Annotated in this window: 9 protein-coding genes; 2 read left to right on the forward strand and 7 right to left on the reverse strand. The window is 70.9% G+C overall.

From position 1 onward, the window contains the following. Positions 1-12 precede the first annotated feature (12 nt). On the forward strand, positions 13-1,473 hold the full coding sequence (locus ACFHWS_RS04170; RefSeq protein WP_416567667.1) for an O-antigen ligase family protein: 1,461 nt from the start codon (positions 13-15) through the stop codon (positions 1,471-1,473). A 3-nt stretch (positions 1,474-1,476) separates the two neighbouring features. Here the strand turns inward: ACFHWS_RS04170 and ACFHWS_RS04175 are convergent, their stop codons facing one another. The 4 genes from ACFHWS_RS04175 to ACFHWS_RS04190 are packed head-to-tail and all read right to left on the reverse strand — an operon-like array spanning position 1,477 to position 6,380. After that, the gene (locus ACFHWS_RS04175) at positions 1,477-2,733 is read right to left on the reverse strand and encodes a glycosyltransferase family 4 protein (RefSeq protein WP_416553214.1); all 1,257 of its coding nucleotides are present in this window, start codon (positions 2,731-2,733) and stop codon (positions 1,477-1,479) included. Continuing rightward, positions 2,730-3,983 (reverse strand): glycosyltransferase, encoded by a 1,254-nt coding sequence (locus ACFHWS_RS04180; RefSeq protein ID WP_416553216.1) that lies wholly within the window; start codon positions 3,981-3,983, stop codon positions 2,730-2,732. The genes ACFHWS_RS04175 and ACFHWS_RS04180 overlap by 4 nt, the downstream gene beginning before the upstream one ends. Beyond that, positions 3,964-5,367 (reverse strand): lipopolysaccharide biosynthesis protein, encoded by a 1,404-nt coding sequence (locus ACFHWS_RS04185; RefSeq protein ID WP_416553218.1) that lies wholly within the window; start codon positions 5,365-5,367, stop codon positions 3,964-3,966. Before ACFHWS_RS04185 ends, ACFHWS_RS04180 begins: the two co-directional genes overlap by 20 nt. 56 nt (positions 5,368-5,423) lie before the next feature. Next, positions 5,424-6,380: an NAD-dependent epimerase/dehydratase family protein gene (locus ACFHWS_RS04190; protein WP_416567668.1), complete on the reverse strand. Its 957-nt coding sequence runs from the start codon at positions 6,378-6,380 to the stop codon at positions 5,424-5,426. Between the two features lie 254 nt (positions 6,381-6,634). On the opposite strand from ACFHWS_RS04190, the gene ACFHWS_RS04195 reads away from it, so the two are divergent. Next, on the forward strand, positions 6,635-8,662 hold the full coding sequence (locus ACFHWS_RS04195) for a hypothetical protein (RefSeq protein ID WP_416567669.1): 2,028 nt from the start codon (positions 6,635-6,637) through the stop codon (positions 8,660-8,662). Here ACFHWS_RS04195 and ACFHWS_RS04200 read toward each other — a convergent pair whose 3' ends face one another. The 3 genes from ACFHWS_RS04200 to wecB form a co-directional block, all read right to left on the reverse strand. After that, complete coding sequence (locus ACFHWS_RS04200; protein WP_416553222.1) at positions 8,663-9,169, reverse strand: acyltransferase; 507 nt, start codon at positions 9,167-9,169, stop codon at positions 8,663-8,665. It abuts the gene before it with no gap. Positions 9,170-9,242: 73 nt separating this feature from the next. Further along, on the reverse strand, positions 9,243-10,466 hold the full coding sequence (locus ACFHWS_RS04205; RefSeq protein ID WP_416567670.1) for a glycosyltransferase family 4 protein: 1,224 nt from the start codon (positions 10,464-10,466) through the stop codon (positions 9,243-9,245). Between the two features lie 36 nt (positions 10,467-10,502). Beyond that, positions 10,503-11,627 (reverse strand): non-hydrolyzing UDP-N-acetylglucosamine 2-epimerase, encoded by a 1,125-nt coding sequence (wecB, locus tag ACFHWS_RS04210; RefSeq protein ID WP_416553226.1) that lies wholly within the window; start codon positions 11,625-11,627, stop codon positions 10,503-10,505. Between the last annotated feature and the right edge of the window lie 11 nt (positions 11,628-11,638).

Raw genomic sequence — 11,638 nt, forward strand, 5'->3', positions numbered from 1 at the left:
GTGGTAGACCGAATGAGTCGACTGACCGTGCTGGTCGGCGCGGCAGTCCTGCTGGGGGTCACGACCATCCTCGCGGTACGGAATCCGCTGGTCGCCTCGGCCGCCGTTGCGCTGCTCGTCATGCTCATCTGCGCATTCCAGATGGATGGCTGGCGATGGCTGCTGACCCTGACGTTGGCGCTGCTGGTCAGCGCGTCGTCCGATGTAGAGGCGTTGGTCGACGCCAGCTTCTATCCACGGTACGTGGCCGTCGGCGGCCTGGTCGTCTGGACGCTGTGCCTCCGCCGATCCGCCGCTGCCGGGCCGACGAAGCCGTGGACCGGTGTCCTCATCGGGTCGCTGTGGGTACTTGCCGGTCTCGCCACGCTCAGCGCGGTCTGGTCGATCGCTCCGTTTGATTCCTTCCAGCGTGGCCTGGCCCTGCTGCTGCTGGCCGGGCTGGTCCACCTGCTGGCTCAGCGGCGGTGGCCGGACCGGACGGTCATGATGGCCGACCTGCGGATGGTCTACCTGGTACTGGCCGTGTCCGTCATGATCAGCATCGGCTACGGAACGACCAACGGCACGCTGGCGACCGCGTTGTCCGGCAGTTCCCGGTTCCAGGGACTGTTCAGCAATCCCAACATGCTCGGCATGGTCTGCGCGTTGACCGTGCCGCTCGGCTGGGCGGTCTACCGGGAGAGCGGGCGACGTGCCGAACTGCTCGGCATCGTGCCGGCGGCCGGCGCACTCGTATTGTCCCAGTCCCGCACCGGACTGGTCGCCGTACTCGTCGGCGCGCTCTGGGTGGTGCTACGACATGGAATCGGTACCCTGACCCGGGTCGCCGTCGGCGCGACCGCAGCCCTGCTGGCCGGGTACCTGTCCGGTCTGTTGCCGTCCGTCTTCGCCGCGTCCTGGATGCAACAGTTCGTCGGCCGGTTCACTCAGAGTGACCTGTCCAACGGCCGGATTCGGCTGTGGCACATGACGGTCGACCTGTGGTGGGAGAACCATCCGGCGCTCGGCTACGGGTACGCGTCGCGCAACCATCTCTACGAGCTGGCCAGCTACGACGAACTGCGCGGCTTCAACGTCGGGCTGGTGCACAACAGCTACCTGCAGATGATGCTGGAGCTCGGGCTGGTGGCCGCAGTGCCGCTACTGCTCACCGTGCTCGCCGCCGGGTGGGCCGCCGTTCGGGCTCCGGTGAACCGGGCGAACTCGGGTCTGGTCTGGCTCATCGTCACCGGCCTGCTGATCCAGGTCACCGAATCGGCGATGTTCGGTACCGGTCAGACGTACCCGTACGTGTTCTGGCTCGCCGTGGTCGCCGTCCTGCTGCACCTGCCAGCCCGGCGACGGGCCGGAAACCACCGGGCGGCGGCGGACGCCCCACCGCCGTGGCACCGGCCTGGCCCGTCGCGGTGGCCAGCACCGTCGGCTGAACCGGACAGGTCTCCCCACCGGGGGCGGACCCCGGTCCTGCGGTAGTGGTCAGTCCCGGCCCTCGATCGGGACGACGAACTCACTGACCCGCTCCGACCAGGCCCGGTGGTCGAACGAACTGCGGGCCCGCGACCGCGCCGCCTGGCTCATCGCCGCCCACTGCTCGTCACGCAGCCGCAACGCGCGCTGCACCGCCAGCCGGACGTCGTCCGGACCGTTGCCGTCGAGCACCAGCCCTTCGGCGCCGTCACGCACGTAGTCGGCCAGGTCACTGGTGTGGTTGAGCAACACCGGGCACCCCGCAGCGAGACTCTCCGGCACCTTGGACGGGAAGCCGTTCGCCGCGTAGCCGCCGGTGGGCCGCACCAGCATGGCGAAGTGCGACTCGGCCAGCAGGTTCAACACTGTCGCCCGGGGTACCCGGCCGAGGAACACCACCTCGGCGTGGACCGCATCAAGCACCGCCGGGTCCAGGTCGGACAGGTTCGCCGCGTCGTCGCGGGTGATCCCGGCAATGGTCAGCCGGACCCGCCGCTGGTCCTGCGGTGCCAGTCGGCCGATCCCCGCGACGATCACGTGGAGCATGTCCTTGCGGCCCGGCGTACCCGCGTACAGCAGACGCAGGCCGGCGTCGAGCGACGGCGGCCGTGGTGGCGCGAACTCGTCGCAGTCCACCTGCGGTGGCACCACCAGCACGGCCCCGCCCCGCCGCTCGAAGTGCCGGGCCAAGGTGGTGGAGACCGCGGTGAACCGGTCGACGAGCCTGGCTGCCAGGAACGTCGACCACCGGTGGCGCACGAAGTAGGGATCAGACCAGCCGCGCCGAAACTGTCGCCGGTCGTGGCGTTCGCTGGCGTCGACCACGATCGGGCAGCGCAGCCCGAGACGCAGCACCGCCCAGTTGCCGAGCGTCATCATGGCCATCGGCAGCAGGACCACGGAGACGTCGCCGCGGCCGACGCCACGGCGGCGCAACGCCCGCAGCACGCGGACCGGACGGGCCAGCCGGGCCCACATCCGGCTGACGTGGTTGGCTCCCCTGGTCCACAAGGTGATCAGTTCGACGCCGCTGGCCCGCGGCCCGTCCGGCGGGAACGGCAGTTCGCAAGGCCAGTCGTTGACCACCAGTGTCGGCCCGGCGGCGCCGGCGGCGCAGCGAGCGAGTTGCAGCAGCCGGTTCGAGGTGGCGTCGCCGTACGGGAACGCGTACGCGCCGATCAGCAGCGGTCGTGGCCGACGTCGCCGACCTGCCGGCCGGTCACCGGGTCGTGGTCCGTGCTCGACCGTCGTGGTCTGCTCGGTCATCGGACTCCTTCCGTGCAGGGCCGGACGCGGGCCGGACGCCGTCGGTAGATCGCCAGGTGGGTTTCAGCCGCAGCGTCGATCGCGAACGCGCTGTGGGCGAAGCGCTCGCCAGCGGCCGCAGGGGTGGTCGCGGCGGTGTACGCGACCGCGACGAGTGCCGCCTCCGCCCAGTCCGCCGCCGACGCCCCGGGATCGACGATCACGACGCCGGGTAGCCGCTCGTCGATGAACCGCACGCCGGGCAGGTCACAGGCCACCGTGCCGATACCCAGCGCGACCGGCTCCAGCACCCCGCCGGGCAACCCTTCCAGGCTGGACGGATGGATGACCAGGTCGGCCTGTGTCAGCAGGCCGCCCACGTCGTCCCGAGGCCCGAGCAGATGCACCCGGTCGGTCACCCCGGCGGCGTCCGCCGCGGCCCGCACCCGGGCGTCGTCGGCAGGATCACCCGGCCCGACGAGTACGGCGTGCGCGGAGACCCCCCGGTCACGCAACGCGGCCAGGATCGGCGGCAGCAGCCAGCGGCGCTTCTCCGCCGAGGCCCGTCCCACGCTGACGCAGACGACATCGGCGATGCCCGCTCCGATCATCGCGCGCAGGTCGTCGATCGACGGTTGACGCAGGCGGTCCAGGTCGAGCCCGTTGAGCACCACCTGGCAGCGTGGATCGTCCGGCCAGGCCCGATGGAAGCCGAAGGTGAGCGAGCCGGGCGACACGCCCAGGACGTCGGTGGCGAAGATCCGCAGCAGCCGCCCACCGAGCCACCGGAGGATCCGGCGGCGCAGGCTCCTCGGCGCGTTGTCGTCCCCTCGAAAGTGCGCGACCCGTCCGGGCACCCCGGCGACCGCAGCGAGGGCGAGCAGCACGCCGGAGAAGTTGGCGCAGTCGGCGTGCACCACGTCGGGCCGTAGCTGGCGTAGCAGACGGTGGAACCGGACCGGGAACCACGTACCGAGCGGTACGGCGGTCACCGAGCCGCCGTACCGCTCGACCGTCCCGGCCAACGGCCCCGGCCCGACGCGGTGGCTGAGCGTGACCAGGTGCATCTCGGTTCCGCCACGGACGAGCCGTGGCAGTAGTTCCGCGGTACGCGTTTCGGTGCCGCCGAAGTTCAGTTCGCCCACCACCCGCAGGACGCGGCGGCGGGCCACGCCCGGCGGTGGGGCGGCCATCGGCGGGGCCGCCGCCCTATTGCCGGGCGGGTCCGGATGGTCACGGACGTCGCCCTGGTCAACCACCAACTCGGACACCGGTCCCCCTTTCGTCGGCTGTCGGCCGGAGCGCCGTGCCACCGCCAGTGCGCGGGTCGGGCGCTGCAAGGTCGGGCGCTGCAGGCGACGGGCCGGCGCGTCGGCCGGCCCGGTCCACTGCCCGCCGGTAGCCGATCACCGCAGCGGGCCAGATGGTGAGCAGGTACGCCATGCAGGCCGCCAGCGGCACGGCCACCAGACCGAGCTGATGCAGCCCCCAGATCTTCAGGCCGGTCGCCAGGACCAGGAACGCGGCCCAGCCGACCGCCTGCGGCCGGAGCAGACCGGCGCTGTTCTGCACCAGGATCAGCGGCGAGCTGACCGCGACAAGGAAGGACCAGCAGGCAAGTCCGGCGAGGACCGGCACCGGAACCGCAGCCCGGTCGATGCCGCCTACCCACAACTCGATCAACGGGTGCCCCCAGCCGACCAGGGCCGCACCCGCCGTCCCGACCACCGCTGCGTAGAGCAACACCATCCGTCGGGTGTGCCGGCGTACCCAGGCCACCTCACCACGGGCCAACGCCGCACCGTTCACCGGCCAGACGGTCATGCCGACCAGGCCGACGAAGATCGAGAGCACGCCGAAGAGCTTCACCGCGACGGCGTAGTGCGCGGCCACGGGGAGTCCGAGGATGTTCGCCACCAGCGGGCTGTCGATGTTGATCGCGATCGACGACATCGTGGTGAGCGCGAAGAACCGCAGGCCGAGCCGGAGCAGGCCGGCTGCGGTCGCCCGGTCGACCAGCCTGGGGCCGGGGCGCTTGGCCGGCTGTTGGACGCCGAAGTAGACCACGGTGTTGACCAGGTTGACGGCGGGCACCGCCAGCACCGCGCAGGCGATCACCGCCAGCGGATCCCATCTACCGCCGATGGCGCACAGCACAGCCACCATGGCGGCCAGCGAGCCCGCCGACTGCCAGACGCTGCTCTGCACGACCTGACCGTCGGCATACTGGATCCGTTGGATCAGCGACAGCGGGATGTTGCCGGCGAACGCCCCGAACGACAGCAGGACCACCGTCGACGTCTCGGCGGCGATGCCCGGATCGGTCACCCCGAGGAGCCGGTCCCAGGGCACCAGCGGATTGACCACGAACAAGCCGCCGAGCAGGGCGATGGCGACCGTGCCGACAGTGGCGAACGCGCTGGAAATCTCCCTGGCTTGCTGCCCTACGTCGGTACCCAGCCGGCTGAGCCGGGTGAGCAGCCCGTTGCCCAGGCCCAGGTCAGCGAACCAGGCCATCCCGGTGAGCGCGGTGACCGCCATCCACAGCCCGTACCGCTGGTCGCCGAGGTACTGGAAGCAGGCCGGGGTGATGACCAGCGGGGCCGCCATGCCGGTCGCCTTCGCCGCCATTGCCGCGGCGATGCCGGACCGCACGGCACGGTCACGATCCCGGTCACGGCCGTCCGGTCCGGTCCGGTCGGCGGCCCCGGTCACCGGGTCGCGACGGGCTCGACGGCCAGCCGACGGGCCATCCACTCGACGGTCGCCCGTAGACCGTCCCGACGGTCGACCGGGCTGACGCCGGGGAAGAGCGCCCGCAACGTGGCGGTGTCGGCGAGGGAGTGCGCGACGTCGCCGGGGCGCGGCGGCGCGTGCTCGCGGTCGATGCGCCGGCCGAGCAGTCCGGCGAGGTCGTCGAGGACCTCCAGCAGGCTGGCCCGCGCGCCGAAGGCAAGGTTGACCGGGTGCGGGTGGCACACCCGGCGCCGCAGTGCGTCCAGGATGACCGCGCACACCGTGCCGACGTAGGTGAAGTCCCGGGACTGGGTGCCGTCGCCGTGCACCAGGGCCGGCTCGCCCCGCAGCGCGGCGTGGACGAACCGGGGGATGACCGCCGCGTAGGCGTGGTCGTGCCGTTGCCCGGGGCCGTAGACGTTGAAGAACCGCAGCGCCAGCGTGGGCAGCCCGAACGACGCCTGGTGGGCCAGGGCGTACGCCTCGGTTGCGAGCTTGCTCGCCGCGTACGGGCTCATCGGCCGGGTCCAGGTCAGCTCGGTCTTCGGCAGCGCCGGGTTGATGCCGTACACCGACGAGGAGGAGGCGACCAGCAGGTGGGCCACGTCGTGCCGGCGGGCCGCCTCCAGCACCAGCAGGGTCCCGGTCGCGTTCGCGTGGTGGGAGGCCACCGGGTCGCGTAGCGACCGGGGCACGCTGGGCAGGGCGGCCAGGTGGACCACGGCCTCCCGGCCGGCCATCGCGGCGTCCAGTGCGGCCGGATCCAGGATCGACCCCTCGACGACCTCGACGTCCAGCCCGGTGAGGTTGTCGCGCAGCCCGACCGACAGGTCGTCCAGGACGGTGACCTCCTTGACCGCCGGCTCGACCAGTGCGGCGCGGGCCAGGTTGGAGCCGATGAAGCCGGCACCGCCAGTGATCAGAATGCGCATGGACAACTCCTCGCAGTGCCGCCCGGTCACTTGTACATCGCGCCGACTCAGGGCTGAGTAACGGGTCTATAACGTCTTTTATTCGGAGATATCATTTCCGGTCAGCCGTATCGTCCGTGAGTGCCGCCGATCGTGCGGCAGGCACCCGCCAAACGGCCGACAGCGCTGTCACGTCACCGACCGGAGAACCGCCCTGGCCAGCGAAAAGGCGCACAGTGGCAGCAGGTCGCGCGGCTCGCCATGGAGGTGCCGAAATGCCTGGACTGACGGTCCACCGGTCGAACGCCCTGATGTCGATCAGGTCGAGGTTCGACGGCACCCGGGACCTGGTGATGCCGGTCAACCTGGCCTACGCCGAGTCCATGGTCGGCATGTGGCATGCGGGCCTGCCCCAGGTCACCCTCGTGCCGTCGACCGCCACCGACGCCCAGGTCTGGCCGGTGATGTCGGCGGTGGGCACCCGGATCCACGACACCTCGGACGACAACTGCCCGATCCACACCGGCTGGTCGTACATCGGCGGCAACCACGGCTACAACGTCGGCACCCAGGTCGCGCTCACCGACCACGGCAAGACCACCGCCGATGTGGGCTCCCGGTGGACCGACGGAATCCGGACCTTCACCCTGCTCGCCGTGCCGAACGGCAACAGCCTGCTGTTCGGCAACCCGTACACGATCGTCAACGGGGTCGCCCAGGGCGTGCGGGTGCGGCCGGCGGCGGCACTCACCCACGTCGCCGGGGCGACGAACCGGACCTCGGTACCGATCACCTGGTTGACCCCGGACGTCCAGATCCGCCCGGCCACCCACTCGCACACCGTGGTCGTCGACCTCGACGGCCGGCCGGTGCCCGACGGCCGGTCCACCGGTGAACAGCTACGGATCCGGGAGTCCTACGTGATCCCCTCGTACCGGGGGATGATCGACACCGCCCAAGCCAACATCGGCACACCGCTCGCCACCATCATGACCCGGATCCCACCGATGTGTCGCATCGACAACGACTACCGCTGGTCGCCGGGAGGCCTGCTGGTCACCCAGCGGGTGACCGCCATGGACCGGTTCACCCTGAGCACCGGGGTCACCCAGTGCTCGGCGCTGACCGTACCGGCGGGCGGCAGCCGCCTGCAGTTCATGCCGAACGTCGAGGCGGCCGGGACGCTCAACTGGTCGACCTGGGCGCGGATCGACACGATCACGGCGATCACCGACATCACCCCGGCGAGTCTGCGGGATCCGGCGATGCCGGCGGCCGGCATGACCCAGTGGGCGGTCAGCGGCGGCGGGGTCCAGCTGTGGGGAATCGCCGCCGGTCTGCTGCCGGTCGACGACGGAGAGCCGGCGACCAGGGTGCGGCACACCACAGCGAAAAACTGGTTCGTCTCGTCCGGCCTGAAGAAGAACTACCCGCAGCTGGTGTGGGGTCGCGAGCTCTGGCCGGGACAGACGGTCACCGGTACCGCGTACCGCCGCTATCTGGCACCGCCGGCGGCCGCGACCGAGCTGGTCGTCTCGGACGGCAGCAGCGACTTCGTGATCATCGAGCGGGTGGGTACGGTCACCGCCGCCCGGATACCCGCGCCGGAACTGTTCCACCGCCGGCTGGTCCCGGTCGGACCGACGAACCTCGCCGTCGCGGAGCGGGTCACTGCCGACGGCATCGCCTACCAGGTGCCGGTCTCCCCCGGGTACGGCATGTGGCGGGCGGATCCCGACCAGGCCAGCCCGCAGCCGCTGGCCGGAGCCACCTCTGGGGTCGGCAGCTACTTCCTGCCGTTGGCCGGTTCAACCGGGACCACCACCTGCACCGACGCGTTCCAGCGGCTGCTGCTGCACCCGATGTACCTGGCCGAGGCCACCCGGGTCGACCGGGTGTGTGTGGAGGTCACGGCGACCGGTAGCGGCTGGTTGCGCCATGGCGTGTACGCCCACGACCCGACGACCGGTCGACCGGCGTCGCAGGGACCGATCGCCGACTTCGGCGCGCTCAGCGCGGCCACCGCCGGTATCCGGGAGTACGTGCTGACCACGCCGGTGACGCTGCCCGCCGGCTGGCACTGGTACGCCGTCGTGTGGCAGGGCTCCGCCACCACCCCGCCCACCCTGCGGACCAGTCAGGTCGGCGGTGCCACGACGTTGAACATCGGCTCCGGCCCGGCGGCGATGACCGGTGACCGGTTCGGCTACCAGATGTCCGGCGTGGCCGGCCCGCTCGGGCCGGTCACGGTCGCCGGTGTGCACCAGTTTCCGCCACCGCGGATCGCCTACCGCCGGGCCTGATCACCGCGCCGGTACGCCGTAGATCCGCTTTATCTCCGCATGCTTGGCGGCGACTGGAAGGTGCCCGATGCCCAGCGACTTGGCCTGCAGCCGGCGCAGATAGTCGTCGGTCGTGCGCAGCGGTCGGGCCGGCACCCCCGCAGCCACCATGTTGTCCGGTATGTCGCGGGTGACGACCGAACCCGCGCCGATGACGCACCGGTTGCCGATGGTCACCCCGGCCAGGATCATCGCCCGCATCCCGATGTAGACGTCGTCACCGATGACGATCGGAGCCGTCCAGTCCAGGTCGGGATGCTCCTTGCGGAGGATCAGGGTTCCCCCGTCGTGGGTGACGAACTGCACCCCGGAGGTGATGTAGACGTTGTCGCCGATCGTGATCAGCCACGGTTCCGAGCCGAACATCGCCCGGTTCACGCCGTAGAACCGCACCCGGCCGGTGAGGTTGACCCCCAGAGATCTGGCAAATGCCTCAGGGTCACGGCTGGCCGCCAGATGGTCCCGCACCCGCCGGACGATGGTACGAAGACGACTGGTCACACTCGGTGCAACGATCCGGGCCGGCGCCGGTGACGTCGGGTCACCGGCAGAAGTGGCGGGCGTGGTCGAGGACGTTGAGTTCGCGCACCTGCCGCCGCCATAGCCGGTACCGCCGCCCCGCCGTCTCCTTCGCCTCGGCCCGCTCACCCGCCGGCCGGCCAGCCAGCTCGTGCACCACCTCGGCAAGTGCCGACACCGTCATCGGCCGGACCACCGCCCCGCCGGCGCTGGAGATCAACTCGCTGAACGGGGTCCGGTCGGAACAGACGACCGGGCAGCCGGCCGCCAGGCTCTCCAGGATGACGTGTCCGAAGTTCTCGCCCAGCGTCGGGAACAGGAATGCGTCGTACCGGGCGAAGGTTGACAGCACCTCGTCGGCCGGCAGCTCGCCGTGGTACCGCACCCGGACATGGTCGGGCATCGTTGCGATGAGCTGGCCGCAGCGCGCCCAGTACGGCTCGTCCTCCTCGGGCCCGAAGATGTCGAAATCGACCGGCCGGGTCGCCTGGGCCACCGCTGCCAGCGCCGTGACCAGGTTCTTCATCGGTGATATCCGGCCGATGAAGACCAGCCGCGACGGACCGTTGTGCGCCACGACCGGTGGCGGCGGACGGTCCGGGATCGGGCACTCGTTGCCGTTGACCATCACCCGGGCCCAGGGCAGCACCGCAGCGATCTGATCCGCCTCCAGCTGGCTGCACGCCTGCCACCGCACGCCGAGGCGACGCAGCACCGGTGCCCACACCGCCAGGAAGAGCCGCTTCTTGCCGCCCTTGATGGCCAGCGCGGCCGGGGCCAGTTCGCCGCGCGGAGCCACCATGATCGCCGGTACCCGTAGCAGTCGCAGGGCCACCGCCAGAATCGGGACCACCGAGAACATCGACCACAGGCTGTTGACGTACAGCAGATCGACCGGCCGGGACCGGATCTGCCGCAGCAGCCGCAGCCACTGCCAGGGACGCACCGGATCGAGATAGAACACCGCGGAGCGGGAGTCGCGGTGGACCAGTTCGCCGGACAGCCCCGGGTACCGGTCGCTCGCGTGCAGGTCCCGGTCGCGGGTGACCAGGGTGACGTCGAGGTCGTCAGGCAGGGTGTCCAGGATGAAGCGCAGCGACCGGATCGGGCCGCCGCCACGGAATCCCGGCTCAAACACCGCAGCGGTGGCGAGGATGCGGAAGGTCCTGGTCGCCGCGTCGGCGGCGGTCTGCCGGGGCGCCACCCCGCCAGCGGCGGGTCGGACCCGGGTCCTTGTTTCACGCACTGTCGGCTCAGCCTTCGATTCGTACGGCTGCCGCGCTCAGCGACGCAGCCCGGCCCACTCGTGGTGGCGCCGCACGGTGGACAGGATGAAGTCAACGACCCGCCGTGAGGTGTCGGGCACCTGGTAGTCCGCCGGGCACGGCACCCCGGCCGAGGCGACCTGCTCGACGGTCGCCCGGACGGCTTCCACCACGCCGGCCGGGTCCAGCCCGGTCATGATGATGCCGCCGGCGTCCAACGCCTCCGGCCGTTCGATCGACTCCCGCAACGTCACTGCGGGAAAGCCCAGGATCGCCGCTTCCTCGCTGATCGTGCCGCTGTCGGACAACGTGCAGCGGGCGGCGCCCTGCAGGCGTACGTAGTCGAACAGCCCGAACGGCTCGTGGAAGGTGATCCGGTCGAGGCTGGTCGGGTCGGTGGCCAGGGCCTCCAGCCGTTTGCGGGTACGCGGATGGGTGGAGACCAGCACCGGTAGCGCCCACTCGTCGCGTACCGCCCGCAGACAGTCGAGCAGCTGGTGCAGCCGGTCCGGCCGGTCGACGTTCTCCTCACGGTGGGCGCTGACCATGAAGTACCCGCCGGCGGTCAGCCCCAGCTGGTCGAGCACGGTGGACCGGGCGATGTCCGCCCGATAGTGCTCCAGCACCTCCCGCATCGGTGAGCCGGTGTGCAGGATGCGGCGCGGATGGAGGCCTTCGGCGATCAGGTTTCGTCGGGCGTGCTCGCTGTAGACGAGATTGAAGTCGGAAACGTGGTCGACCAGGCGGCGGTTGGTCTCCTCCGGCACGTTCAGGTCGAAGCACCGGTTGCCGGCCTCCATGTGGTAGACCGGCACCCGCATCCGGCGGGCCATCAGGGCGGCGATGGCGCTGTTGGTGTCGCCGAGCACCAGCAGGGCGTCCGGCCGGCAGTCGTCGAGGGTGGCCTCGATGCCGACCAGGACGCCGCCGAGCACCCGACCGAGCGAGGTGGTGTCCACGCCCAGCGACCGGTCCGGCGGGCGCAGCCGCAGCTCAGTGAAGAAGACCTCGGAGAGGACCGGATCCCAGTTCTGCCCGGTGTGTACCAGGACATGGTCGACGGTGCGGTCCAGCCGGTCCATCACCCGGGACAGCCGGATGATCTCCGGCCGGGTGCCGACGACCGTCATCACTCGGGTCATGACCGACTCCA

The organism is Micromonospora sp. LOL_013, assembly GCF_048060315.1.
Lineage (GTDB): Bacteria > Actinomycetota > Actinomycetes > Mycobacteriales > Micromonosporaceae > Micromonospora_E.

Excerpts from the sequence above, each read along its gene's own strand:
- ACFHWS_RS04170 (WP_416567667.1), top strand. The coding sequence starts at position 13 with ATGAGTCGACTGACCGTGCTGGTCGGCGCGGCAGTCCTGCTGGGGGTC.
- ACFHWS_RS04175 (WP_416553214.1), bottom strand. The coding sequence starts at position 2,733 with ATGACCGAGCAGACCACGACGGTCGAGCACGGACCACGACCCGGTGAC.
- ACFHWS_RS04190 (WP_416567668.1), bottom strand. The coding sequence starts at position 6,380 with ATGCGCATTCTGATCACTGGCGGTGCCGGCTTCATCGGCTCCAACCTG.
- ACFHWS_RS04195 (WP_416567669.1), top strand. The coding sequence starts at position 6,635 with ATGCCTGGACTGACGGTCCACCGGTCGAACGCCCTGATGTCGATCAGG.
- wecB (WP_416553226.1), bottom strand. The coding sequence starts at position 11,627 with ATGACCCGAGTGATGACGGTCGTCGGCACCCGGCCGGAGATCATCCGG.